Here is a 25396-nt window from a genome sequence, read left to right as displayed (position 1 = left end):
CGCCGGTCGTCGGCCCCGAGCAACCCGGTGGTCAGAGTCCGAGGATGCGCCGTGCGTTTAGATGATAGACGCTCTCCAGCAGGTCCGGCGGAAGGTCCAGTGCCGAGACGTCCCAGCGTCCCTGCCCGGGGATCTCACTGCCGGGATCGTATGAGAACCCCTCATCGGCGGTCTCGAAGAACCGGAAGTGCAGCCGATACTGGTCCTTACTCGCCGGATAGATGTCCGTGCCGAACAATATCTGCCCGGGATAGGCGGCGACCAGTTGGCCGAAGCGCCGCGGCTGCCTGCCGAGCTCCGCCATCCTGCCCGCCGTGTCGACGGTGTAGTTCGGGGCCGCGCTCAGCAGTCGCTCGACCCGATCGAGGTCTTCCGCCGCGCAACCGACGTGGGCGCCGATGAACGCCGTCTCGGGGCACGCCAGCACCAGCGCCGCATGCGCGTCCAGCAGCGCGTCGAATGTCGGGTACTTGTCCCGATCGCCGAACCACCAGTCCGGCGCGCCGGTGAGCTCTTCGATCCGCTCGTTGTGCCGATCGACAGGGTCGAAGAATGCGATCGGATCGGCCGTATGGATCAACACGGGTAAGCCAAGTTCACCGGCATGCGCGATGACCTGGATCACCCGCTCGTCATCGGGAATAATCAACTCCCCGCCGGCGTCGCGCGCCATCAGGCCCAGGGTCTTCCACACTTTCAGGCCGCGCGCCCCGCGCCGTGTACTGTCCTCAAGCGACTTGCGCAATCGATCGACGCCGTCAGCTGCCCCGAGTTCGGCCCACTCCAGCTGACAGAAGGTCAGGAAACGGCCCGGGTAGGCGCGGTCGTAGCGCTCCACGTTGGCCGTCACCTCCTCCCCCCACAGACCGTCGAGGTTCACGGTGGTCTCGATCCCGCATTCGTCCATTGTCGCCACGAGCGCTGGAACGTCGTCGATCATCCAACGCCCGTCACTCAGCCATCTGCCGAGATGGTTGTGCACGTCGATGACCGGGAATGCTGGCGAGTCGACCGAGGTGACCTTCGTACGCAGCTTCCTGCGTGGCAGCCAATCAGCCAGCCTCAAATCTGCAATCCTGTCCCAGTCTGGCTGCTGCGGCATTTCGACACCTCTCTGCAACAAATGAACAGTTCAAATGAGCGATATGGTCAATTTCATTGTCAAACGCTCACCACGCATCCAATGATAAGTCCAAACGCTATGACCAACGCGTTCGAGTCCTCGATCTACTGGAGCCCCCGTGACAACAACCGCTCGCGAAATCGCCAGCCAGCCGAAGATTTGGCGCTGTGCCCTCGCCGATCACTCAGCCCAAGCGACCGACCTACTCTCCTTACCGGGTTCCCGAGTCCTGGTACTCGGCTGCGGCACCTCGGCATTCGTCGCTGAATCGTTCGCGGTTCTCCGCGAGGCCGCAGGCCTCGGTCAGACAGACGCGGCGTACGCATCTGAGCCGTGGCCATGGCGCGACTATGATGCCGTGATCGTGCTGAGCCGATCGGGAACTACCACCGAGGTGATCGCGGCCCTCGACGCATTGCCCGACGGGGTGCGGACCATCGCCGTAACCGGTGTTGCCGACTCGCCCATCGCCCAGCGGGCCGACGACGTTCTCCTTCTCGACTTCGCGGACGAAGAGTCGGTCGTACAGACGCGGTTCCCCACCACCATCTTGCTGCTCGCCCGCAATGCGTTCGGTGAAGATGTCGGCGGCCTTCCCGGCCAGGCCGAGATCGCGCTTGCCCAGCCCTCCGGCATTGACGTGTCACGCTACACACACTTTGTTTATCTCGGTAGCGGTTGGACATACGGCCTCGCGCAGGAAGCAGCGCTCAAGATCCGCGAAGCCGCGCAGGCATGGGCGGAGTCATACCCGGCCCTGGACTACCGACACGGCCCCCTTGCCGTCGCCGACGACCGCTCGCTGGTGTGGATCATCGGCCCGGTCGAAGCGAGTCTGATCCGGGATATCGAACACACCGGAGCCACCGTAATCACCGGAACTCAGGATCCGTTGGTCGAATTGGCACTGACCCAGCAACTCGCCGTGGCGATCGCCGAGTATCGGGGCCTCAACCCCGACACCCCCCGGCACCTCACCCGGTCCATCGTCCTCAGCTGATCCGAGAAGGCAGCCCGCACCCAGAATGGAATCAATGATGATATCTTTCCTCCGCAAGCAGGCCCTCCGAGCGTCCGGTGTTGTCGCTGCGGTCGCATTGGTTGGCGCAATGAGCGGCTGCGGCGACTCGCAAGGCGCGACGACCCTTGATAAAGAGGCGAAGGTCGAGCTGGAGATCTGGTCCGGGCAGACCGACGAGGCAGAGAAGCTGATCGAGCAACTCGCCGGCGAGTTCGAGAAGGACAACCCAAATGTCTCGATCAAGGTCTCGCCCGGCGCCTCATCGACCGAAGACCTTCTTCAGAAGCTATCCGCGGGATTCGCCGGAAACCAGTACCCGGACATCTCCTATGCGTTCGGCTCGTGGGCCAGCGAGCTCGAGTCATCCAACCGCACGCTGGACATCACCGACGAGGTGAAGAATCCAGAAGTGAAATGGGATGAGTTCCCGGAATCGGCGAGGTTGACGGCCCAGCCAACCGGTAACAAGACCATCGGTTTCCCGGCCATCGTCGATAATCTGTCGCTGATCTACAACAAGACTGTCTTCGACAAGGCGGGGGTCTCCTACCCGACCGGCGACTGGACCTGGGATGACTTCGCCGCGACGGCCAAGCAGCTGACAGACGACGCGACCAAGACCTATGGTTACGCGTATTCGGTCTCAGGCTCGGAGGAGACAACCTGGCAATTCTGGCCCCATCTCTGGCAAAGCGGCGGCTCGATCCTCGGCAACGGCGAGAAAGAGACGGCATTCGCATCCGAAGCCGGGGTCAGCGCCCTTACATTCCTGCGTGGGATGGCGGTCGACGACAAGAGCGTCTACCTCGACCAGACCGATACGAAGTTCGGTGAGCTATTCGCCAGCGATCGGATCGGCATGATCACGTCGGGGCCGTGGCAGCTCTACGATCTCAAGACCGCAGGCACGAAGTACGGCGTAGTCCAGCTACCGGGCACCGACGGCGACCACACAACTGTATCCGGCGCCGATCTCTGGGCTCTATTCGACCACAAGGACAAGAATCGCGCGTACTGGGCGACGGAGTTCACCAAGTGGCTGACCTCCGCCGAGCAGGACGAGCGATGGAACGTCGAGATCGGCAACCTGCCACTCAGGTCATCCGAGCTGAACTCCGAAGTATTCAAGAAGCAGGTGAAGGAATACCCCGGGCTGGACGTGATGGCCGCAAACCTGGAGAACGCGAAGGCACGGCCGACCGTTCCCGGCTATGCGGGTCTTTCGGAGGAAATCGGCAAGGCGATCTCGGAGGTGCTGCAGGGCGCAGGTGACCCGAAGCCGGCTCTTGAGCAGGCGGCCAAGGACGCTGACGAATCCCTCGGTGAGTGACACGATGAGCACCGGAACCGCTCCCGGTGCTACATCGGTCTCCACCGGTGCGGCACAAAGGCGGTCGCGTCGTCGCCGGGGCCGGCGGGCAACACTGACCGGCTGGGGATTCGTCGGCCCGGCGGCGATCATCATCCTGGGGCTGTCATTCTTTCCTGCGGGCTGGGCTTTTCTCCTCTCGCTGCAGGAGTGGGACGGCTTCAGTGACGCGGAATTCGTCGGTACGGGCAACTACACGGATCTGATCTCCGACTCCGACTTCTGGAATGCGGTCTGGAACACCTTCGGATATACCCTGCTGTTCGTTCCGGCCTCAGTTCTCCTCGGCCTGTTTCTCGCAGTTGCCCTGAACCGCAAAATCCGGTTCATCGGCTTTTACCGAACAGCGATTTTCGTGCCGTTCGTCGCCTCGACTGCCGCCACCGGAATCCTGTCAACCTATCTCTTCAGTCCGCAGTACGGCGTCGTGAACAATGTGCTGCGCGTGCTCGGCCTGCCCCAGCAGGGCTGGCTCGCAGATCCACATCAGGCGATGCTCGTGATCGCGATCATGTCTCTCTGGGGGCAGGCAGCATTCACCACCGTCATCTACCTGGCAGCGCTGCAAGACGTTCCGTCCGAACTCATCGAGGCGGCGCGGATCGATGGGGCCAACCGGTGGCAAACTTTTTGGCGGATCGTCTGGCCACACCTTTCGCCGGTGACGGTTTTCGTGGCAATCTGGCAGACCATCACGGCGATCCAACTGTTCGACCTCGTCTACACAACGACACGCGGCGGGCCTCTCGGCGCGACCAAGACAATCGTCTACTTCCTTTACGAGAAAGCGTTCCACTCACTGCAGTTCGGGTACGGATCAGCCGCTGCATATGCACTATTCGCGCTTACTCTGATCATCACAATCGGCGTCGTCATCTACTCACGGCGCCGAAATCTGGAGGCGTTCTGATGTCAACCAACGTGTTCGAGAAAGTAGTGACGTCATCCGAGCGGGTTGCGACCCGGCCAGAAGGAGGTCGACGGCAGAAGCGGCGCCGCGGATTCAGTGGCTGGCACTTCTTCCTGCTGCCCGTCGCCGTACTCTTTCTCATCCCCTTCATCCAGATGCTGTTGGCCTCACTCTCGCCTGCTCGGGAACTGGTCACCTTCCCGCCACCGTTCATCCCCTCGCATCTGACGCTTGATGGCTACATCAAGCTGTTTACAGACACGGATGTACTGCTGTGGTTCGTGAACACAGTGATCGTGTCGGCGATATCAATACTGTCGAACATCGTGCTCTGCTCGCTCGCCGGCTATGGGTTCGCACGCCTGAAGTTCGCCGGCCGCACATTCGGCTTCTTCGCGATCGTTGCGACCATCATGATCCCGACCCAGCTGCTGATGATCCCCACCTACATTCTGTTCTCGAAACTCGGACTGCTTAATGGACTAGGCGCAGCCATCGTCCCGTGGCTCGCCACCGCGTTTGGCATCTTCCTGATGCGGCAGTTCTTCCTCTCGCTTCCCGCCGAAATAGAAGAGGCAGGGGCAATCGATGGCTGCAACAAGTTGCAGATCTTCTTCCGCATCGTGCTTCCGCTGGCCAAGCCGGCGCTGGCCACTCTCGCTATTTTCACCCTCCTCAGCTCATGGAACGATCTGGTCTGGCCGCTGATCGCGATCAACAACGACCAGGCGTTCACCCTCCAGCTGGGCATCGCGAACTTCCAAAGCACCCGCCACACGGAGTGGAGCCTGCTCATGGCCGGCAACCTCGTCGCGACACTCCCGCTTATCCTGTTCTTCGTGTTCGCACAACGCCAGTTCATTGCCACGATGACCTTCTCCGGGATCAAGGGATGAGCGGTGTCGAAGTCCTAGTCGTCGGCGACGCTAACCCGGACCTGCTGCTCACCGGCGACACGATCCCTCGCTTCGGCCAGGCCGAACAACTACTCGAAGGCGCCGACCTACTGCTCGGCGGAAGCGCGGCGATCGTGGCCTGCGGACTCGCCCGCCTCGGCGTGCCCAGTGCCCTCGCGTCGGTGGTCGGCTCGGACCAGTTCGGGACTTTCGTGCTCAACTACCTTCGAGAGCGAGGCGTTGACACATCGGCGGTCACGATCTCCGAGGCCCTGCCAACTGGTGTGTCGGTCGTGCTTTCCAAGCCGCACGACCGGGCGATTCTGACGTTTCCCGGCACCATTCCGGCGCTTGACGCCGCCGGTGTGCGTAACGCGGTTGAGCGTCTCGAACCGAGACATGTCCACGTGGCGTCCTACTTCCTTCAGCCGATATTGGCCACCCAGCTGCCTGAGCTGTTCGGGTGGTTGCAGGAGCGCGGTGTGACCATCAGTCTCGACACCAATTGGGACCCCACCGAACGCTGGGACGGACTCGAGGACATCCTCCCCCTTACCTCCGTCTTCCTGCCCAATCGTGCGGAGGCGCTCTCAATCGCCAGCGCGATTACCGGTGATCGGGTCACGGACCTCGATCAGGCAGGGAAAGCGCTATCTGCACTGGGCTGCCGGGTCGTGGTCAAGGCTGGTACCGACGGCGGAATCAGCTTCGAACACGGATCGCTCACTGCCCAGGCACCTGGGCTCGTCCTCGAGGTGGTCGACACCACCGGTGCGGGTGACAGCTTCAATGCCGGCTATCTCGCGGCTCTGTCCCGCGGCATAGAAGCCGAACAACAACGCCTCAGTCTGGCTGCGACGGCCGGATCGCTTTCGGTTCGAGCCCTAGGCGGAACCGCCGCTCAGGCAACCGAGAATGAGCTGACAGAGGCTTTGCCGTGACGATTCACACGCTTGGGCTGACGCCGGCACTTGACGTCGTATACGTCCTCGATCGCATCGAGCTAGGTGCGATTCACCGGCCTGACACAGTCATCCGCTCGGCCGGTGGAAAGTCACTGAACGTCGCGCGGGCTCTGGCGAAGTTTGAGCGACCCGTGCGTGCAATCGTTCCACTCGGCGGCCACATCGGCGACCTGGTGGAATCGTTGCTGCACGCCACCAGCGTCGAGGTTGAACGAATTCCCTCGGCTGTCGAAACCCGGATGTGCATGACTTCGGTCGATCGCTCAAGTGGCGCCCTCACCGAATTCTATGAGCCGGTAACCTGCTTTGACGTGCCGCTGGACGTGATCGCCGAACGCCTTGCGACGATCCAACCCGGCGAGTGGCTCACAGTGTCCGGCGGGATGCCTGCCGGGATAGCTGTGTCGGACATCGCCGACCTGCTGGCACACGAGCGGATGCGCGGCGTGCGGCTCGCCATCGACGTGCACGGTCCGGCTCTGCCTGCGATCCTGACGGTGTCCCGGCCTGATCTGATCAAGATCAATCGTGCCGAAGCGAAAGAGGCGACCGGACTGGACGACGCCGACACCGCAGCCTCCGCGCTACTCGAATTCGGTTGCGGAGTCGCCGTCATCACCGATGGTGAGGCGGGGTCGATTGCCAAGCGTAGCGGCGAGGTGGCTGCGGTTGCACCAGCCGCCGATCCCGGCTTATACCCGGTCGGTAGTGGTGACTGCTACCTTGCCGGTCTTGTCACGGCGCTCGCCGACGGCAGAGACCTCGGCTCGGCCGTGGCCTTCGCATCGGCGGCCGGAGCCGCGAACGCCCGCGTTCCCGGAGCCGCGGAGCTCGACCTGAAGTCGCTGGGTGCACTACACGACGCTGCGGCCGCCACCACGACAATCCATGCCGCGCCATAAGAAACATGGATTGTCGTGGCTGCCGGCAAGGCCAAATGACTGGCGCCGTTAGTCTCGCGCAGAGCTGCAGCGTGCTCTTGGTTGCCAGGGGTGGACGCCTTCAACGTCCACCCCTGGACTCATGCCGATCGATCAGCAGTGCTCGTAGTGATAAGCGCTGTTACCCGGAGTCACAACGTCCCGATCCCGCAAAATTACCGAGATGTTCTTACCCTGCGCCGAGCAAGCGTTGCTATAGGCCGATCGGGGATTGTCGGTGTACTCGATCTCGATCACGTTCTTGCCGTAAACGCTTGTGTAAGCGGAGCATTCGCCGTAGTACTGGCACTCCTCTGCAATGGCGAAGTCGAAACCGACCGAGGTCTTTCCCGTCGATCCCAGTTCGGTCGTGTTCTTCTGCGCGATGGCGAGGCCCTTCTCGTGTGCGTGAGCGGCGAGAGAGGTGGCCAGCGCGACATTGTTCGCCTTGGTCAGCAGACGCTTCGAGCGAGTAAAACTGTCGAGGTTGTCGGGCTCGACGGCGTTGAAACCTTTGCTTGCGCACTCGTCGATCCAGCCATTGACGATCGCTGCGATCCTGGTGCGTTTGGCGTTGGATGAGGTGTCAAGAAGGTACTCATTCCACTCCGGGTCTCCGACTTTCTTCCCGCTAGCGTCTCGAAGGATCAAGTCGTCGTTGCGTCCGGACCAGGTCGTTTCGTCGTCTGGTTGAGTCTGGAACGCATTGACGTAGCAGATGTTGTACTTCCCGGGCACCGGCGACGCCGTACGATCACGGCTGACTACCCCGACGGAGGCGGATGGCGTGTAGGCGCCCCCGATCTGGTAGTCGAACTGGGCGTTGACGGGTGGCAGGACCGATACCGCTTGGGCGGTTCCGATTCCACCGATGACTGAGCCGACGAGGACGATCATCACAACGGCTATCTGCCCCGTCTTTCGGATGAAAGCACGCATTAGGGCTCCGATCTGTGGATGCCCCGCCTCGAGCTCTTCTCTGGCGTAATGCCCGTTCGATCACCTTCGATCGACGGTTGAACCCTCCACGACGCCCTTCAGCTTAGGAGGCAATGCCTCGGCGGAACAAGAGCATCGAGAAATGCGCGCACCCCTAGTGAGCGTTACAACCGGAGCCGCCTCTGTGGCACCATCGTCCCCATGACGACTCAGCTCCTGCTACTCGCCGACACCCACCTGCCGAAGCGGGCAAAGGTCCTGCCCGAGGCCCTCTGGCAGGCGGTCGATGCCGCCGACATCGTCATCCACGCAGGCGACTGGGTGAGCGAGGAACTCCTGGACCTGCTGGAGAAGCGGTCGAATCGGCTGCTCGGATGCTACGGAAACAATGATGGGCCGGGGCTTCGCCGCCGGCTGCCGCTGATCACCCAAGCCGCGATCGAAGATGTGAGGCTGGCGGTGATCCACGAAACCGGCCCGGCTACAGGCCGCGAACGGCGGATGGACGAGCAGTTTCCAGACGCCGACGCGGTCGTCTTCGGCCACAGTCACATACCGTGGGACACAACCACCGAGCGCGGTTTGCGGCTGCTGAACCCTGGCTCACCCACCGACCGTCGCCGGCAGCCCTACTGCACCTATATGACCGCCGAAATCGACGGCGATCGGCTCACAGTCCAGCTGCACGAGATCAGCCGGAACGCCACTCGTCACTGACGATATGAGATCGACCCAGCTGCAGCATGTCGCCATCGGCTCAGGCAGGGCTCTCTAGATTGATCCGGCCAGTCCGCGAAGCTCTGTTTCCGGCGCTTTCACTACTGACGTCAGAACTGCGCCTGTCGTCAGATCTGCGCCGAAAATCGCCCGGCGCAGTTCTGGCGCCAGTATTGTTCCGTTTGGGCCGGCGGCGAAATAGTCATGGTCCGCCCGGCCGACCGCAATATCGATGGAGCACATCAATTCGAGCGTCAGCAGCGCGTATTCGCCGTTCCTCCTGATCGCGTCCAGCTCATCGGGATGCAATTTCGCAATAGCGGCCGATATTTCATCGTGAGTACTCAAAACAGACTCCCTTATTCAACAGATGAGCCTCACGAAAAAGGCGTGCCGAATCCTGCACCGGGCAGAACCCTGGTGCCAGCATTGAGAACGCAGTTTCAGTTTGGAACAGAGCAACGTCGATCGGGACGCCGGGGAATTCCCTCAGGCCGGCCCGTGCATTTGCAGGTTCGCATTCAACGTTGAAGCAAACCAGATCGTGCAAAGCGTGCTCCATGATGCTCTCTCACCGAGATATCTCAGAAGGCTACTGCTTAACCTGTGTTCCGAGGGTACGGTGTGGCAAACGTCGAGGTCAAGAACGTGAATGGACGCCGACGACCCGAGCCGGCTATTCCTCGAAGACTGTTTCGGGCGTGGAGCGACCGATCGAGGCAACGAGCTCATCGGCGAGAATTCGCAGCTTGATGTTCCGGTTCGATGATGCTCGGCGCAGGATCTCGAACGCCTCACTCTGGGTGCATCGGTTCTGCCCCATCACAATTCCGATCGCGATGTCTATCGCCGTCCGGGATTCCATCGCCGCCTCGCGGTCCTCCGCGACCTCGGTCAGTTTTGCCAGCCGGATTGCCAGCCGCAGCGCCTTCGACATCTCGGCCGCGTACGCCTTCGCGTCGTCCACCGCTCGGTCGTCGAAACCATTGGTATCGCGGGCGTAAAGGTTCAGCGCCGCACCGGCGATGTCGTCCAGTTCCAGCGGAATGGCAAGGATGCTGTGCAGTCCGTGCTCGAGAACAGCTGTGGCGTACTCAGGCCAGCGTTGCTCGTACCTGAGATCGGGCGCGGAGACCACCGAATGGGTTCGCAGCGCCTGCAGGCACGGCCCGTCATCAAAGCCCAGCTGAATCTCGTCCATCCGCCGGGCTTCCTCATCGCTACTCGCGACGGTCGCCGTCCGCTTCCTGCGCTCCAGAGTGATACCGCAGTAGAGCTTGGTAGAGCCGGCAACGTACCTGGCCGAAAACGCGGTCAGTCCATCGAGGAACGCCGTGATGTCGCCGCTGTTAAGTAGGAGGTCCTGGAGCTTCTCCCCTACCGACTGTTCCACTTGTGCCTGAACCATGCTCTTGCTCTTCCCACTCGGAATTCTCATGACCGAGCGCTGCTCAGGTCAGGGACTAACTATCTTACGCTGTCGCGGATGGGACGGCGGATCGGAGCGACGGCGGATTCGGGCCTAGGGCGACAGGACGACCTTGATGCAGCCATCCTGCTTCTTCTGGAACATTTCATACATCGCAGGCGCCTCTTCCAAGGGCACCCGATGGGTCACAAGGTCGGCGATGCCGAGAGGGTCCGAAGCATCCTCGACAAGCGGGATCAGCTGGTCTGTCCAACGCTTCACATTGCACTGCCCCATTCGCAAACTGATCTGCCGGTCGAACATCGACATCATCGGCATCGGGTCAGCTTGTCCGGCGTAGACGCCGCTCAGTGACACCGTGCCGCCGCGGCGTACCAGGTCAAGCGCGGCATGCAGGGCGGTAAGCCGGTCGATGCCAGCCGTCTTCATCGCCTTCTTCGCTATCGGGTCAGGAAGCAGCCCGACTGCAGATTGGGCGAAAGCCGCCAGCGGAGCGCCGTGGGCTTCAAGACCGACCGCGTCGACCACAGAGTCCGGCCCCCTGCCCGCGGTGTTCCTGCGCAACTCGTCGAGCAGGCCATGACCGAGGTCGTACGCGGTCACGCCGTGACGTTCAGCCATTGCACGTCGTTCCCGCACCGGATCGACCGCCATCACCTGATAGCCGAGGTGCCTCCCGATCCGGCTGGCTAATTGGCCTACCGGTCCCAGCCCGAGGACGGCGAGACTGCCGCCATCGGGAACATCTGCGTAATCCACTGCCTGCCAGGCTGTGGGCAGGATATCGCTGAGGAAAAGATAGGTTTCGTCAGGCGGGCCGCTACTGACCTTGATCGCGTTGTAATCAGCGAGCCGAACCCTTAGATATTCGGCCTGACCGCCGGGAACCTGGCCGTAAAGTTTGGTGTAACCGTACAGCGCAGCACCGCAGCCGTGTTCACGAACCTGGGTTGTTTCACACTGGGTCTGCAACCCACGTTTGCACATGAAGCATTCGCCGCAGGAAATTGTGAATGGGACGACGACCCTGTCGCCCGGCTTGAGGTTGCTCACCGCGCTGCCTACTTCTTCCACGATGCCCATCGTCTCGTGGCCGAGTACGTCGCCTGCATCGATGAAAGGGCCAAGAACCTCGTACAAATGCAGGTCCGAACCGCAGATAGCCGTAGAGGTTACCCGGATAATCGCATCGCTTGCCGATTCGAGCCGGGGATCCGGAACATCCTCAACCCTGACTGTCCGCTTGCCTTGCCACGTTAGTGCCCGCACAGAGCCTCCTGACTGGAACTCCTCTTACGATTCGCCGGGCCCATCGATGATGAGCGCCGCGGCAATGCCATGCAGCCGAACATCCTTTGCCAGGGGCAGCTGGCTTGCCTTCAGCGGAATGACCACGAGCAACCCCTTCAGCAGATAGCCGGTGACCCCGATACTAGACCGCAAGTCGAGCAATCGTACAGGCCTCTTGATCTCCGCGGATGTTTAGATTTCCTGCCTGCGGGAACGTGACCATTGCTGGCAGGCGAGCGCCATTCGGGAAGGCAATCGCCCCGCCGCGCAATCGCCATTCGAACAACAGACTTAGTGAGGGCACCGCGATGACTACTGCACGAGACATCATGACATCGGGAACCGAATGCGTAGGCGAAAACGAGACTCTTCAGCAGGCGGCACAGAAGATGCGCGAACTCAACGTCGGTTCACTGCCGATCTGTGGCGAGGACAACCGACTCAAGGGGATGCTCACCGACCGCGACATCGTAGTGAAATGCCTTGCGGACGGCGGCGACCCGCAATCCGTGACCGCCGGTGAATTAGGTCAGGGTAAGCCGGTGACTGTTGGAGCAGACGATGACATCAATGTCGCCCTGGAAGCCATGAAGCAACGTCAGGTACGACGTATTCCGGTTATCGACGGGCATGACCTGGTCGGCATCATCAGCCAGGCCGATGTCGCCCGGGCGCTGCCGGAAGCACAGGTGGGAGAACTGGTAGAGCTGATCTCCAATTAGGCGCGACACTGTGGACGCTGACCACGTCGAGGTTCGAAGGTGATCGATCGGAAGCCCCGGTTGCTCGCGCTGCGCGCACTGAACCTTGGCGACTTGCTGGTCGCCGTGCCGGCACTTCGCGCCTTGCGGACCGGTTTCCCCGGACACCACATCATCCTCGCCGCACCACAGTGGCTCGGCGAGGTCGTCGACCTCATCGGGAGCGTTGACGAGTTGCTGCCGACCTCCGGTTTGGACACCGCGATAGCGGTAGGCCGCCAGGATATCGACGTCGCGGTGAATCTACATGGCAACGGAGCGCAAAGTCGGAGTCTGCTGGACGCCGTCGGTGCGCGGGTTAAGATCGGCCACCGCGCCCCCGGCTGGGATGGGCCCGAATGGATCGACGACATCCATGAACGGCACAGATGGACCCGGCTACTCACAGAGCACCGGGTCGCTGCCGACCCGGAAGATTTCCGGCTCCAGCGACCGAAAGTGCCCGGCATCGACCCGGGTGCGGTGGTGGTTCATGTCGGCGCGGCCTACAACAGCCGCAAGTGGCCCACCGAACGTTTTGCCGCAGTAGCTCGAGTCCTTCGTAGATCTGGCCGGCGAATCATCCTGACCGGCAGCGCGGCAGAAAGACCACGCGCCCTTGAGGTGGCCGAATTGTCCGGGCTCGCCGAGGACTCGGTCGTGACGGGCAAAACCAGCCTGGGCGGCCTCGCCGCCTGGATCGCCAACGCTGCACTGCTCATCTCGGCCGATACCGGTGCCGCGCATCTGGCGTCTGCATTCGCGACGCCGTCCGTGGTGCTGTTCGGGCCGGCCCCGCCGGCCCGCTGGGGGCCTCCCCGGGGCCCGCACATCGTGCTCACCGATGAGGCTGTGCGTCGCGGCGATGTCTTTGCGTCGACGCCGGACCCCGCGTTGCTGGCGGTCACCGCCCAGGACGTGCTCGACGCCGTGGCGACCCTACCCGTCGATAGGCTCTGATTCGGTGTCACGGTCCACAATGTCGGCTATGACGTACGTATCTGGGCCGTCAAACGCGAAATACTGGACCGCTTCGCCTTGGGTGCGCGGCTGCTACACCAACAGGCGAATGACTGCGGTCTCGGCGGCTTCGGATGTTGCCACGTCCAGAACCCCGGCCAGCGGGTCGCCATCGTCCGTTAGCCGCACGCCTCGACGCCCCGCATCGCCAATCGTGGTTCCTTCCCAGAACAAGTCCACAATCCGGGGATCCACATAGCTGCCGCGGGCGACGGCCGGCGTATTGCCCAGTTCGTCGGCGACAAACCGCATCACCTGGCTGACCGCCTTCTTCCGGGCCGTCTGCGACCAGGGTTCGGCTCCGAGGCGCCTCGATTCGGCCGCAAGGGCTGCCGCAGCAAGCACGGTTGCGTGCCAGGTCCGGAAGTCCTTGGCAGTGGTTTCGGCGCCAACCACGTCGCGTAGATAGTCGTTGACGTCAGCGGAATCCAGCGCGATCCAACGCCCGTGGTCGCGGTAGGCCAAGAGCTGCTCCCCGCCGGTGCGACGGCGTCGCATCAGGGCGATGCTGTCCAGCAAGTGCGAATCCTCGATCCGGCTAATCCGACGTACGCCGGACTTCGCCGCATAGTCGAACACCAGGGCGTCGCCGTCGATGCGGACGTGCGATTTCAGCAGAGTCGCCAGGCCAAAGCTGCCGTTCGACTCGGCATACTCCTGATTGCCGGCCCTGAAACGACCGACATCGAGCATCCGGAAGGCGGTCGCGAGCGCGCGCTCCCGAGGCATGCCGGGAAGGGCGAGGTGCCGGGCAACTAGTTTCCGAGCCTCCGGTAACCGCTTTCCGACATCGCGTCCGTGCACGTGTTTTTGCGAGTTCCGGGTTGCCACCCATAACTCGTGGTAAAGGTACTGCCGGCGGCCGGCGTCATCGGTGCCGACCGCCTGAATATGACCGTTGTGCCATGGCGAAATCCACACGTCCGTCCAGGCCGGCGGGATGACGAGCGCCTCCACCCGGCTCCTGGCTTCGGAGTCGACCGTGCGCCCGTCGGGGCCAAAGTACTGCCAGCCTCGGCCGCGCCGTCTGCGGGTGATGCCAGGTTTCGTCTGGTCGGATTTACGAAGCCGCACGGTCCCTACGGCTGCTGGACGTTGGCGAGGTTCCTGGTCGCCGGGCCTTCGAGCACCTGTCCATCCGCTGAAAACCTGGACCCGTGCAAAGGGCAGTCCCAGGATGATTCGGCGTCGTTCCAGCTAACAATGCCGCCCAGGTGAGTGCATACCGCGGATACCTTGCACGACTTGCCGTCCACTGTGGCGGCCGCGACGGGTTTGCCGTCTTCCCGGCCGACCACGCCTGCGCCGACCACGCCCGCGCCATCGACGCCTGCGCTGTCGACGTGCGGATCACGGAGTTCGTGCCGCTCCGCCTGTGCCCAGCCCTTGGCGCCCGCCATCGCTACTCCGGCGTTCGCCTTCACCCCGGCGGCAATATCCGCCGGGCCGGTGACCCGGGTCTTCAGCGGTCGCGCCCAGCTGACCGGCCGACCGAGAATCTCGCCGGCGATCCGCAACGCCGCTGCTACCCCGTTCGTCATGCCCCATTTGTTGTAGCCGGTGGCAACATAGATCTTCCCGCGGCCCCGCGGCATCCGGCCGACAAACGGCACCAGGTTATGCGTTGCGTGATCCTGGGCGGACCAGGAATGGCTGGGCTCCGCCTGCGGAAAATGCTGCTTCGTCCAGGCAACCAGGTCGTCGACGAGCGCCTGGGTCTCCGACTGCCTGCCGACGATGTGCCCGTTACCGCCGACGAGTAGCCGGTCGCCGTTCGGTCCCGGGGCGGTGCGCAGTGATCGGGTCGGTGCCTCCACCGAGAGGTACATGTCCTGTGGCAGGCTGCCTGGCACATCGAAGGCGACCAGGTAGGAGCGGCTGGCGGTGAGTTTGGCGAAGTACAGCCCACGATCGAGAATCGGGCTACCGGTGGCCACGATGACGTTCCCGCCGAAGATCTCGCCTTTCTCGGTAGTGATGGTGCAAGGCTCGCCGGGCTTCACATCGACGACCCGCGTTCTTTCGAAGATGACGCCTGAAGTCTCCTCAAGCTCGCGGGCAAGCGCCTCGAGGACATCCATCGGATCGAACTGGGCCTGATCGGCCAGCTGGATCGCCGCATGGGTCGGGAAAGGCAGCTCGGTCTCGGTCCGGGTGACTGCAAGGCCTGCGTCGCGGCAAGCAGCATATTCGGCCTCGAGCTGGCTCTCCGAGCCTGGCCCGACGCCGAAGGTCACCGCCGCCCTGTGCCGGACCGGCACCGAGCGGTCGGTGCACAACTCCAGCAGCCAATCGCGGCCGGCACGGTTCGCGTCGACATATGCCCGGGCCACCCGGCGCGAATTGTGCTTCCGGATCTTCGACAGCGTTGTGCCTTGCAGCAAGCTGAGCTTCGCGGTCGTGTTGCCGGTCGCTGCCGCACCAAGGTACCGCGCCTCGACGACGGCCACACTTCGCCCGGCTCGTGCCAAAGCGACCGCGGTCGAAAGCCCGGTCAGCCCAGCACCGATCACCACGTCGTCATACGCTGTAGTAGGCGCAAACGGAACAATCGGCCTTTCCCGCTTCCCATCGAGCCACAATGATTTCCTGACCGGTCCTGCCATTTCGGGTCTCCTTGCTCACGCCCTGAGTTCGTCCATGTCTACGCGAGCGTGCCTACTTCCGAGCGCGAGCTGTCTCCCGCTCATTGGCCTTCTGGACGGCCGCTACCAACTCGTCCTTGCTCATCGACGACCTGCCAGCCACGTCAAGGCGTTTCGCCAGCTCATACAGGTGCTTCTTTGACGCGTTGGCATCCACTCCGCCGGCGGTGGGCCGAGAGGTGTTCTTGCCACCCTTGCTCTGGGCGTCGGAGGGGCCGTTCTTCTGCTTCGGCTCCCAATGATCACCCACCTTTTCATGGGTATGTTTCAGGGCGCTGAACGCCACCTGGTTCGCCCGTCGCTCATCGTGATACTCCTCCGCTGCGGAGTCGTGCGCCTTGGCGTACGTGCGTTGCGCCTTCTTGTCGGAACGTTGCAGGGTGCTCGGGAGCTCTGACTGCTTCGGTTGCCCTGAACTCTTCGTTTTAGGCATCTTCCCCACCATCCTCTTCGTTCTGATACCGGCCCTGTACCTGTCGGGCACTGTGCCAAACAGCCGGCCGGTACCGCATCACTCCGACAGGGCGGCCCGGAGCCGGTCCAGAATGCCGCGCAAGCGACGGGAAATATGTACTTGACTCTGGTGCAACCGAGCGGCGATTTCGGCCTGGGTGCAGTCATGAAAGAAGCGCAGCGCGAGAATTTCGCGTTCCTCGGGCGTGAGCTTGGTCAGGGCCGCCCGGAGCGCAATCATGTCCTCAACCCTGGTGTAGGCGTTGTCGGCGTCCGGCGATTCCAGCCCCACGCAGGTCGGCGAATCCAGCGATGCCAACGAGTACATGCCGTAAGCAGCCCGGGCGCGATCGACAGTTTTCAGCGAAATTCCCGCCGCTTCGGCAATCTCATCTTCACGTGGTTCCCGGCGTAAAGTCTGTTCCAGCCGCGGCACGACGGACCTCATCGACTGCTGGGCTTCCTGCAGCTGCCTCGGCGGACGAATCATCCAGCCGTGGTCGCGGAAGTATCGCTTGATCTCGCCGGTCATCGTCGGAACGGCGTAGGCGAGGAAGTTATCGCAGCGGTCGGGGTCGAACCGGTTCGTGGCCTTGACCAGACCTAGGCAGGCCGTCTGATAGAGGTCCTCTTCCTCGATCCCCCGCCGGGAATACTGGTGCGCGAGTGACCGCGCGACTCCCCGATGCCGTACGACGATCTCGCCGCGGAGACGATCTCGCTGGATGGAATCCGAGCAGGTCCTTGCTGTTCGCAAAAGATCTTTACTGCTCGGAATTGGTTCGGCATGCTCGACTTGTGAAGTCGAAGGGCCGTGGACTGAAATGACGCTCACGAGGTCAACCTTCGGACCGGAGTTCTCGGCCGTTGCTGGACCTACTGCAACCCAAACACAGTTGTTAGAACTTAACAAGGGGGCGGCTAGCTCAAACTCCGGGTACTGACCGATGCAACCACCCATGTGTGCCACTCCATGCGCCGCCCGGGCGGTCCAGATTGCTGGGGCACGGATCCTGGCCTCAACCTCGTCTACCCGCACCTCACGATCGCCGTCGAGGCTAGTCGCGTTTTTGCTCGTCGGCCCGATAAGCCGCCGCAAGGGCCTGCAGCTTCTCGATAGGGCCGGTGCCCTCATTTTGGTGGATCTCTTCGAGCAACTGATGGCTCAGCTCAATTAGTCCCATCGCCATCTCTGCCGCATAGTCGAGATCGGTGAAAATGTGGATCACTTCGGAATAGAACAAGTCCCTGGATAGGGAAGAGTCTTCGAGCATCGTCACTACGGCGATCGCTTCGTCGAGCCGGGAGTAGTCAGTAGACATCAGTAACCGAATTGAATAGACGCTGTTCCTGTCATTTGTCTATATGCCCACTGGAACGGGATTCAACCATGTATTTTCTGGTCTGCCAGCAGGGGCACGCCGTGGATCGGATCCTGCCGCAGCACGCGGATGTCGGAGATCTGCCTGCGGCTAAGCTGCTGACGGATCCGTTCGCTGACTGCTGGCTGGTGCATTGACAGTCCGCCGCCAAGAATGACGGGACCGTGAATCTCGAGCCGGTCGGCGACCTGAGCGATCATTTCCGCCAGCGCGTCCGCACCGGTCTCGACGATCTGCTTAGCGCGTGGATGGCCCTTGACGGCGTTGCCAAAGACGACGCCCGCGTGCCGGGCCCAGTATCTGCGATCGGCATGTGAATGGACGTGGTGAATGAGTTCGTCCGGTGTGCGGAGGCCGCAAGCCTCCAGCAGGTCCCGGCTGAGCTGGTCGACGTCCCGGCCGGCGTCGTACTCACCCAGCGTATGCCGCACCGCCTGGATGCTTGTCCAATACCCGCCGCCCTCATCGCCCAGGAGGTATCCCCAGCCGCCGGCGCGAGCCTGCCTGCCGTCATCCCGGGTCCCCCACACCGCCGAGCCTGTGCCGGCAATGACGGCGATGCCCGTGCTGAGCCCGCCTGCTGCCAGGATGAGCCGGCTATCGTGAGCGATCCGCGTCGGTACGTCGGCGATGACGTCGGCGAGCAGCAGACGCAGCCTGCGTACGTCGTTATCGGTGTCGACGCCGGCCGCACCCGCGCAGATCCGGTCGACCGGCGGGGAGCCGAGGTCGAGGTATGCCGAGCGTAGATTCACGGCGGCAACCTCACGGGAAACAACCTGGGTATTCGCGCTACCGGAAAATGCCTCCTGGCTGATCACCCCGTCAACGAAGATCGCGGCATGCGTCTTGGACCCGCCGATGTCGAGGCCGAGCACGACGTTAGACCTCCCGGCAGGCTGCGCGGATGTGCTGGAGCTCAGCGGCCAGGCTTCAGGCGTAGTAGGCACGAACACTATTTAAGGCACAGATTCGGCCTGCGGCATAGCGGATACCTCTATCGGCTGAACCGATTTAGCAACTTCCGTCGCTCACTTTTGGTTCATCTTCCCGTCATCGGTGGGCTGCGATTCGGTCAAACTGTGCGCCTAGCGTCGGCTGAGGAACAGCGCTTACCCATCGATCCACAAGAAGCGAGAATACATATGGTCCTGCAACAACCGATGAACCGGAACCTGCTCCCGATGGCTGGGCACACACGCGGCAAGCGCAGTGCCGTTACGTGTCAGCTGAAGTGTGCGAGCGCCTGCGCCAAAGCGGTCTGCAACACGTCGGACAACGGATACTTCCGCGATATCGCCGGGTCCGCATTGTCCCGGCGGAAAATGCTGACCGGGGTGGGCGGCGCATTGGCCCTCGTGGTCACGGCCGGGCAGGTTGAGGGCCTCGGGTCGACGGCGGCAGAGGCGGCACAGGCTACTCGGGGTGGCCGGCCGGGCACGGGCCTCTCGTTCGGTGCCATCGACCCGGTTGACGCCGCGGTGGACGAGGTCACTGTGCCCCGAGGCTACCGGTGGGAGCCGATCATCCGCTGGGGCGACCCACTGTTTTCGGACGCGCCCGAGTTCAATCCTGACCGGCAATCCCCTGGTGCGCAGGAACAGCAGTTCGGTTACAACAATGACTATCTCGACATCATCCCGCTGGGCCGCCGCAACCGGGAGGCGCTGCTGGTCTGCAACCACGAATACACCAACGCCGGCATCATGTTCGCGGAAACCTCCAATGCCAGGCAGCTGGACAAGCAGGCGCGGATCGAAATGGCCGCCCACGGCATGGCGGTGGTCGGCCTGGGCCGGGATGGCAAGGGCGAACCATGGAAGTATGTACGCGGCAGCCGATACAACCGGCGGATCACCGCGACGACCCGGTTCGAGCTGACCGGTCCGGCCGCCGGATCAAAGTTGCTTAAGACGAAGGCGGACCCGGACGGCCGCTACCCCTTGGGCACGTTCGGCAACTGCGCAGGCGGCACGACGCCGTGGGGCACGGTGCTTTCCGGCGAGGAGAACTTCAATACCTACTTCGTCTCGCCGGATACCGGTGCCGGCGCGAAACGTTACGGTCTGGCCAACAAGCCGTCCAGCTACGGCTGGGAACGAGTCGATAAACGCTTCGATGGCAACAACAAGGGCTACGAGAACGAGCCGAACCGGTTCGGCTACATCGTTGAGATCGATCCACATGACCCGGAGTCGACGCCGCGGAAGCACACCGCGCTCGGCCGGATGAAGCACGAAGGCGCCAATGTGACTGTGGCACCGGACGGCCGCGTCGTTGCATACATGGGCGATGACGAGCGCTTCGACTACCTTTACAAGTTCGTCTCGCGGGAGCGGATGCGCAAGGGCAACAGCAAGGCGGCCAAAAGGCACAATATGTCCCTGCTGACCGACGGCGACCTGTACGTGGCGAAGTTCTCCGGGAATTCACCTGAGTCGGAAATCGATGGCAGTGGCTCGCTTCCCTCGGATGGCGAGTTCGACGGCAGCGGTGAATGGCTGCCGCTGGTGACGAACGGCCGGAGCAGGATCGATGGGATGAGCGTCGACGAGGTGCTGGTCTTCACTCGGCTCGCGGCCGACAAGGCGGGCGCCACGAAGATGGACCGTTGCGAGGACGTCCAGCCGCATCCGGGCAGTGGCCGGGTTTACGTTGCCTGCACCAACAACACCGATCGCGGTAAGACCGGCAAGGAGGGCCCGACCGAGGTCAATCCGCGCACGTCGAATCGGGATGGCCACGTCGTCGAGATCACCGAACGGCGGAATGACGCCACATCGACCAGGTTCGGCTGGACGCTGCTGCTGGTCTGCGGTGACCCGGCGAAGAATGATGCGACGTACTTCTCCGGCTATCCGGCCGAGCAGGTTTCGCCGATCTCATGCCCGGACAACCTCGCATTCGACGACAGTGGAAATCTGTGGATATCGACCGACGGAGCACCCAGCACGATCGGATACAACGACGGTCTGTTCAAGGTGACTCTCGCGGGAAAGAACCGAGGCCGGGTGCAGCAGTTCCTCTCCGTTCCGACCGAGGCGGAAACCTGCGGGCCGGTCGTCCATGAGAAAGACGGCATGGTTTTCGTGGCCGTGCAGCATCCAGGCGAGGACGGAAGCTACCGCGATCAGCACTCGTACTTCCCCGACTACGTGCAGCGCAGCGACAAGCCGGAGCAGGGCTCATTCCGGTTGCCGCGCCCATCGGTAATCCAGGTGTACCGGGACTGAGCCGCGGGGCGCGGGGCGCGGCGACGACCGGCGAAGGCGACCGGCGAAACGGTCCACAAAGTCGAGGATGTCGGCCTTATATGGACATGTATCGATGAGATATGGGACCGTTTCGCCTCCTGCCGGCCGGGTACGGACTATCGTTGCCGCTTCCGCCGGGATTAGAGCCTGCAATTGTGGATGCCGCACCCAGGTCGTTGGAGGGCCGCCGCTACAGGTCCAGATGTACCCGAAGGGCGTCGTCCAGCTCAGCCATGAATTCGGGTGGGATGCGTCCCACGACCGGCCCGATGCGTTCCACCGCAACCGACCGGACCTGCTCGGCCTGAGCCTTCGAGTCCGCTCGCAGGCCCGAGCTTTCGGCAGGCAGAAGCGTCTGAAAGGGAAAAACCCGAGCAACATTGCTGGTCAGCGGCACAATCGTCAGTACGCCGCGACCCAACTGATCAGCAGTTGCGTTTGCCCTGTCGTTGCTCACCACTACTGCTGGCCTGTTCTTATTGGCTTCGCTCCCGCGTACCGGTTCAAGGTCGACAAGACACACGTCACCGCGTCGCATCACCGTAAACCGTCGGATGAGGTAACGTCCCACAGCGCATTCTCACCGGAGGATTCCCACGCATCCCAGGCTGCGGCATAGTCTTTTTCCAGGTCAGGAAAACGTAGCAATCGGATCGCTCGCTGCACAGCCGCCGATCGTGAGTTCAACCCGGTCGCTCGCGCATACTCGTCAAGCGTTGCGACATCCTCCTCGGACAGACTGACGCTAAGTTTCATACCTCAATGCTACTCCGGTAGCATCATTCAGCCAAGGGCGTGGCCTTCTGGTTAGAGACGCGACAAATACTGAGCCTGACTGGCGAGTAACCCAGCAGATCTCACGGTACGGACGATTCTGCCGCTTCCGGCGGGGTTAGAGCCTGCAATTGTGGTGCCGCGCGGGGCGTGGATACCATGCCGGGCGTGGATGCCATGCCGGGCCGAAGCCACGCCGGCCGGCCGGCCGGCCGGATGAGGATGCCACCCACTACCCGACAGGCAAAAAGTGGCTGCCGCGCCGGCGGGTGCATTTAAGCCCTTAGGGCGTCTGCCCGAAGACGTGCTGACGAACCCAGCCGTGCATTGCGATAGCCGCGGCGGCTGAAGCATTGATCGATCGCGTCGAACCGAACTGGTCGATCGACAGCACCGCCTGGCAACCCTGATGTGCGGCTTCGGACAGGCCCGGTCCTTCCTGACCGAACAGCAGGACGCAATCCTTCGGGAACGAGTACGTTTCCAAGGGGACCGAGTCGGGAAAATTGTCGATGCCCAGAACGGTCAGCCGATGATCCTCCGCCCACGCCAGCAGGTCTTCGACGGTGGGATGGTGAAAGATGTGCTGGTACTTGTCCGTCACCATCGCCCCGCGGCGGTTCCACCTGCGGCGGCCGACGATGTGTACTGCGCCAACATTGAACGCGTTTCCGGTCCGCACAACCGAGCCGATATTGAGATCGTGCTGCCAGTTCTCGACCGCAATGTGCAAGCTGTGCCGGGTCTTGTCCAGATCAGCGACGATGGCATCGTGACACCAATAGCGGTATTTGTCGACGACGTTGCGGCGGTCGCCATCCCTTAGCAGTTCTTCGTCCCACCAGTCGCCGGCAGGAAGCTCGCCCTGCCACGGGCCGACGCCGTGCGTCAGCTCTGCGGATGACGGCGCCGGGCTGCCAGCGCCGTCATCCGTGGGAGCATCAGTCATTTCCTGCGGGGCTTCGAACCAGGCTTGCGCTTGTTGGACGTCTTACCAGCCGGCGAAGCCCCGGCAGCCGACGTCTTGCCGGATGAGGTCGCAGTAGCCGACGTCTTACCGGATGTCGCCCCGGTCGAGGACTTGGCCCCGGATTTGCCGGCAGAACCTTCGTCGATGTCGGCAAGGTCCGCGTCTTCGGTCTCCGCATCGTCATCGGAAGCGTCCGCATCGTCATCGGCTGCCTTGCCGGTTTCAAGGTCGTCGTCCGCGTCGTCATCGGTTGCCGCCTTGCCGGACACGGCCTTCTTCGACTTCGCGTCCTTCGACTCACTGTCGGCAGCGTGGTCATCGCCCTCATCGACGACGTCGTCCGAGCTCTTCTTCCGCTTCAGCGACTTGTTGTTGGCACCGCGCAAGAGAGTACGACCATAGGCGGAACCGCAGATGGCGGCAACGATCAAGGCGACGACGAGCGCGATCCCGAGGGCGGCCAGCGGCTCCCACACCTCGGTTTGCTTATTGAACACGCGCATCGGCATCGCGGTGGGCGCAGTGAAGGGAATGAACGACAGGACCCGGAAGACGGCTTCCTGCTTCATCAACAGCAGCGGACCGAAAGCGGACACTACGGCGAGTGCGCCGACGATGACAGTCCAGATGTTGCGTGGCTTCCTGTTCACTATCGATCCAACCGCCAACCACAGCGAGGAGAAGATGACGAAGCCAAGCAGGAAGAATCCGGCGTAGTATGCGACCGCCGGCGTCAGGAAGGTCAGCACAGCCTGCTGGCCGCCGATCGACAGGCCGACCAGAGCGAGCAAGCCAACCGCTGCCACCTGAGCGAGGGCAAGCAGCCCGACGCCGAACAGCTTGCCGCGGGTTACCGCGTTCGGTCGGATCGCCGTCACCGTGATTTCGCCGATCCGGTGCCGCTTCTCCTCTATCAGGTTCCGTGCCAATGCCCAGCCAAGCGCGAGCACCGAGACCGCGAACAGCAGGGCGAAGCCAATCGCGATGGAGTTGGTCAGTCCTGAGGAAGCCGATGTCGGCTGCAACAGGGTGACCTCGGGCTTCTGCACGAGCTTGTCGGTGATCTCGGTCGGCTCGTCGTTCAGCGCGACGACCTTCGGGCTGCCGGTGGCCTGGTCGAGCAGGATCGCCGCGTCGACATCACCCTTTTGAACCAGGTCCGATGCGGCCTTATCGGTTTTGGCCGTGACGACCTTGAAGCCGTACGCCTGCTCGATCGCCGCGACATCCTGCTCGCCGACGACGGCGATGGTCGGGGTGTCGGCCTTATTGCTGTCGATGGCCCAGAAAACCATCGACCCGATCACCGCAAGTATCAGGAAAGCCGATGAGAGCAGGAAGAGCTTGCCACGGCCAAGGGCCGATGATTCACGGTTGGAGACCAGCCAGGTAGCGCTCCCCTGGGTCAGCGGCGTGACGTCTGAGACCAGGCCGGTCTTAGGTTCGTCTCCCGACGGCGCATCGTCGTCATCATCGATGTCCTTGTCCAGTTCGGCCACGAGCAACGACGTTTCGTCGGCTGGTTCGTCCACAGCGATGTCGTCGAACGAGATGTTCTCCGCGGCGTCCTTCGACGACGAGTCCTTGGACGGCCCGGCGCCCTTTCCGGAACTGTTCTTCTTGGTACTCACTTACACAACCTCCCGGAAAACTTCGGCGAGCGCGGGCGAAACGGAAGAGAACTTCCTCACGTCGCCCGTTTCGACAGCGCGCCGCAGCACGTCCTGAGCTTTCGTCTTTTCGTTGGTGCTGAATATCGCCCGGCGCTCTGCCTGCTCGAGCACTTCGATGCCCTCGATGTCGTGGATCCAGCCAGTGTCGGAGCTGAGCTCCAGCTCGAACTGCTGGCCGTCGCGATTCCTGAGCGCATCAGTGCTGCCGGAATCATGCACCTTCCCGCGGGACAGGACGACGACGTCGTCGGCGAACTTTTCGACCTGATCCCACCGGTCGCTGGCAATCAGAATGGGAACTCCACTGGCCGCGTGGTCGGCAAGGAATTTGAAAACGAGCTGGATTCCCTCATCGTCCAGATCGCGGAACGGCTCATCGAGTACGACGACATCGGGATCGTGCGCCAGCGCGGCGGCTATCTGAACCCGCTGCGCCTCGCTCGCGGTTAGCTGCTCGAGCAGGCTGTACGCCCGGTCGGAGATGTCGAAGCGTTCCAGCAGGGTGATGGCGTTCTTTTCCGCCGCACCGAGACTCATACCGTGCAAGCGAGCGAAGTAGACGAGCTGCTCACCCACTGGCATCGACGGGTACAGGCCCCGTTCCTCAGGCAGGTACCCGAAGTTCTGACGATCGCCACCCTCAAGCTCCTCGCCATCCAGCTCGACCGAGCCGTCATCGGCGTCCATCAGGCCGAGGACGATCCGAAGCGCCGTCGTCTTTCCTGCGCCGCGGGCACCGACGAGGCCCGTTATACGCCCGGCGTCAGCCGAAAAGGAGACCTCGTCGAGAATTGTGCGGTCGCCAAGAGACTTGCTGACGCTTTTGACCTCGAGCATTCGTGACCCTTCGCATTCGTAGACGTTTAGTTACGCAGCTATCCCACCAGCACCGACTGAGCGTTGGCT

The 25396-nt window shown here is 62.6% G+C and carries 27 protein-coding genes; 10 read left to right on the top strand and 17 right to left on the bottom strand.

Translation table 11 applies throughout. The features are described 5' to 3' along the window. Positions 1 to 31: 31 nt before the first annotated feature. Positions 32 to 1102 (bottom strand): amidohydrolase family protein, encoded by a 1071-nt coding sequence (locus LWF01_RS00350; protein WP_349639051.1) that lies wholly within the window; start codon positions 1100 to 1102, stop codon positions 32 to 34. A 139-nt stretch (positions 1103 to 1241) separates the two neighbouring features. On the opposite strand from LWF01_RS00350, the gene LWF01_RS00345 reads away from it, so the two are divergent. Genes LWF01_RS00345 through LWF01_RS00320 form a run of 6 tightly spaced genes read left to right on the top strand, consistent with a single transcriptional unit; the run spans position 1242 to position 7186 of the window. Then, positions 1242 to 2123, top strand: a complete 882-nt coding sequence (locus LWF01_RS00345; RefSeq protein WP_349639050.1) for an SIS domain-containing protein — start codon at positions 1242 to 1244, stop codon at positions 2121 to 2123. 34 nt (positions 2124 to 2157) lie between these two features. Then, entirely contained in the window at positions 2158 to 3474 is a 1317-nt protein-coding gene (locus tag LWF01_RS00340; protein ID WP_349639049.1) for an ABC transporter substrate-binding protein, read from the top strand. Next, positions 3467 to 4423, top strand: coding sequence for a carbohydrate ABC transporter permease (locus LWF01_RS00335; protein WP_349639048.1), 957 nt, complete (start codon positions 3467 to 3469; stop codon positions 4421 to 4423). Before LWF01_RS00340 ends, LWF01_RS00335 begins: the two co-directional genes overlap by 8 nt. Further along, the gene (locus LWF01_RS00330) at positions 4423 to 5319 is read left to right on the top strand and encodes a carbohydrate ABC transporter permease (RefSeq protein WP_349639047.1); all 897 of its coding nucleotides are present in this window, start codon (positions 4423 to 4425) and stop codon (positions 5317 to 5319) included. The genes LWF01_RS00335 and LWF01_RS00330 overlap by 1 nt, the downstream gene beginning before the upstream one ends. Next, entirely contained in the window at positions 5316 to 6260 is a 945-nt protein-coding gene (locus LWF01_RS00325; RefSeq protein WP_349639046.1) for a carbohydrate kinase family protein, read from the top strand. The genes LWF01_RS00330 and LWF01_RS00325 overlap by 4 nt, the downstream gene beginning before the upstream one ends. After that, positions 6257 to 7186, top strand: coding sequence for a 1-phosphofructokinase family hexose kinase (locus LWF01_RS00320; RefSeq protein WP_349639045.1), 930 nt, complete (start codon positions 6257 to 6259; stop codon positions 7184 to 7186). The genes LWF01_RS00325 and LWF01_RS00320 overlap by 4 nt, the downstream gene beginning before the upstream one ends. A gap of 132 nt (positions 7187 to 7318) precedes the next feature. Here the strand turns inward: LWF01_RS00320 and LWF01_RS00315 are convergent, their stop codons facing one another. Continuing rightward, a complete protein-coding gene (locus tag LWF01_RS00315; protein ID WP_349639044.1) occupies positions 7319 to 8143 on the bottom strand; it encodes an endo alpha-1,4 polygalactosaminidase in 825 nt (274 codons plus the stop codon). Positions 8144 to 8344: 201 nt separating this feature from the next. On the opposite strand from LWF01_RS00315, the gene LWF01_RS00310 reads away from it, so the two are divergent. Then, on the top strand, positions 8345 to 8860 hold the full coding sequence (locus LWF01_RS00310; protein ID WP_349639043.1) for a metallophosphoesterase family protein: 516 nt from the start codon (positions 8345 to 8347) through the stop codon (positions 8858 to 8860). A gap of 54 nt (positions 8861 to 8914) precedes the next feature. Here the strand turns inward: LWF01_RS00310 and LWF01_RS00305 are convergent, their stop codons facing one another. The 4 genes from LWF01_RS00305 to LWF01_RS00290 form a co-directional block, all read right to left on the bottom strand. Further along, a complete protein-coding gene (locus LWF01_RS00305; RefSeq protein ID WP_349639042.1) occupies positions 8915 to 9208 on the bottom strand; it encodes a hypothetical protein in 294 nt (97 codons plus the stop codon). A 328-nt stretch (positions 9209 to 9536) separates the two neighbouring features. Continuing rightward, a complete protein-coding gene (locus tag LWF01_RS00300) occupies positions 9537 to 10268 on the bottom strand; it encodes a GAF and ANTAR domain-containing protein (RefSeq protein WP_349639041.1) in 732 nt (243 codons plus the stop codon). A 114-nt stretch (positions 10269 to 10382) separates the two neighbouring features. Next, complete coding sequence (locus LWF01_RS00295) at positions 10383 to 11558, bottom strand: zinc-dependent alcohol dehydrogenase (protein WP_349639040.1); 1176 nt, start codon at positions 11556 to 11558, stop codon at positions 10383 to 10385. 24 nt (positions 11559 to 11582) lie between these two features. Continuing rightward, entirely contained in the window at positions 11583 to 11732 is a 150-nt protein-coding gene (locus LWF01_RS00290) for a hypothetical protein (protein ID WP_349639039.1), read from the bottom strand. A gap of 155 nt (positions 11733 to 11887) precedes the next feature. Here LWF01_RS00290 and LWF01_RS00285 point away from each other — a divergent pair, with 155 nt between their 5' ends. Further along, on the top strand, positions 11888 to 12301 hold the full coding sequence (locus LWF01_RS00285) for a CBS domain-containing protein (RefSeq protein WP_349639038.1): 414 nt from the start codon (positions 11888 to 11890) through the stop codon (positions 12299 to 12301). A 39-nt stretch (positions 12302 to 12340) separates the two neighbouring features. Continuing rightward, positions 12341 to 13279: a glycosyltransferase family 9 protein gene (locus LWF01_RS00280; protein WP_349639037.1), complete on the top strand. Its 939-nt coding sequence runs from the start codon at positions 12341 to 12343 to the stop codon at positions 13277 to 13279. Between the two features lie 93 nt (positions 13280 to 13372). Here LWF01_RS00280 and LWF01_RS00275 read toward each other — a convergent pair whose 3' ends face one another. The 6 genes from LWF01_RS00275 to LWF01_RS00250 all read right to left on the bottom strand — a co-directional run bounded on the left by LWF01_RS00275 (position 13373) and on the right by LWF01_RS00250 (position 18769). Then, entirely contained in the window at positions 13373 to 14413 is a 1041-nt protein-coding gene (locus LWF01_RS00275) for a DNA topoisomerase IB (protein ID WP_349639036.1), read from the bottom strand. 5 nt (positions 14414 to 14418) lie between these two features. Further along, complete coding sequence (locus tag LWF01_RS00270) at positions 14419 to 15945, bottom strand: FAD-dependent oxidoreductase (protein ID WP_349639035.1); 1527 nt, start codon at positions 15943 to 15945, stop codon at positions 14419 to 14421. A 52-nt stretch (positions 15946 to 15997) separates the two neighbouring features. Further along, positions 15998 to 16417: a ChaB family protein gene (locus LWF01_RS00265; protein ID WP_349639034.1), complete on the bottom strand. Its 420-nt coding sequence runs from the start codon at positions 16415 to 16417 to the stop codon at positions 15998 to 16000. A gap of 78 nt (positions 16418 to 16495) precedes the next feature. Beyond that, positions 16496 to 17272, bottom strand: a complete 777-nt coding sequence (locus tag LWF01_RS00260; protein ID WP_349639033.1) for a sigma-70 family RNA polymerase sigma factor — start codon at positions 17270 to 17272, stop codon at positions 16496 to 16498. A 223-nt stretch (positions 17273 to 17495) separates the two neighbouring features. Further along, positions 17496 to 17759: a hypothetical protein gene (locus LWF01_RS00255; protein WP_349639032.1), complete on the bottom strand. Its 264-nt coding sequence runs from the start codon at positions 17757 to 17759 to the stop codon at positions 17496 to 17498. Between the two features lie 62 nt (positions 17760 to 17821). Next, complete coding sequence (locus LWF01_RS00250; protein WP_349639031.1) at positions 17822 to 18769, bottom strand: N-acetylglucosamine kinase; 948 nt, start codon at positions 18767 to 18769, stop codon at positions 17822 to 17824. A gap of 195 nt (positions 18770 to 18964) precedes the next feature. Here LWF01_RS00250 and LWF01_RS00245 point away from each other — a divergent pair, with 195 nt between their 5' ends. Beyond that, positions 18965 to 21052 carry a PhoX family protein gene (locus LWF01_RS00245; RefSeq protein ID WP_349639030.1) on the top strand — a complete coding sequence of 696 codons (2088 nt, stop codon included), beginning with the start codon at positions 18965 to 18967 and terminating at the stop codon, positions 21050 to 21052. A gap of 211 nt (positions 21053 to 21263) precedes the next feature. Here the strand turns inward: LWF01_RS00245 and LWF01_RS00240 are convergent, their stop codons facing one another. The 5 genes from LWF01_RS00240 to LWF01_RS00220 all read right to left on the bottom strand — a co-directional run bounded on the left by LWF01_RS00240 (position 21264) and on the right by LWF01_RS00220 (position 25327). Continuing rightward, positions 21264 to 21611: a type II toxin-antitoxin system PemK/MazF family toxin gene (locus LWF01_RS00240; protein WP_349639029.1), complete on the bottom strand. Its 348-nt coding sequence runs from the start codon at positions 21609 to 21611 to the stop codon at positions 21264 to 21266. Beyond that, on the bottom strand, positions 21611 to 21829 hold the full coding sequence (locus LWF01_RS00235; protein ID WP_349639028.1) for a ribbon-helix-helix domain-containing protein: 219 nt from the start codon (positions 21827 to 21829) through the stop codon (positions 21611 to 21613). The genes LWF01_RS00240 and LWF01_RS00235 overlap by 1 nt, the downstream gene beginning before the upstream one ends. Before the next feature lie 301 nt (positions 21830 to 22130). Further along, positions 22131 to 22796 (bottom strand): TrmH family RNA methyltransferase, encoded by a 666-nt coding sequence (locus LWF01_RS00230; protein ID WP_349639027.1) that lies wholly within the window; start codon positions 22794 to 22796, stop codon positions 22131 to 22133. Then, positions 22793 to 24448, bottom strand: coding sequence for an ABC transporter permease (locus LWF01_RS00225; RefSeq protein WP_349639026.1), 1656 nt, complete (start codon positions 24446 to 24448; stop codon positions 22793 to 22795). Before LWF01_RS00225 ends, LWF01_RS00230 begins: the two co-directional genes overlap by 4 nt. Next, on the bottom strand, positions 24449 to 25327 hold the full coding sequence (locus LWF01_RS00220) for an ABC transporter ATP-binding protein (RefSeq protein ID WP_349639025.1): 879 nt from the start codon (positions 25325 to 25327) through the stop codon (positions 24449 to 24451). Between the last annotated feature and the right edge of the window lie 69 nt (positions 25328 to 25396).

It is taken from the genome of Saxibacter everestensis (assembly GCF_025787225.1).
Taxonomy (GTDB): Bacteria; Actinomycetota; Actinomycetes; order Actinomycetales; family Brevibacteriaceae; genus Saxibacter; species Saxibacter everestensis.
This window is presented reverse-complemented; position numbering and strand designations above follow the sequence as displayed.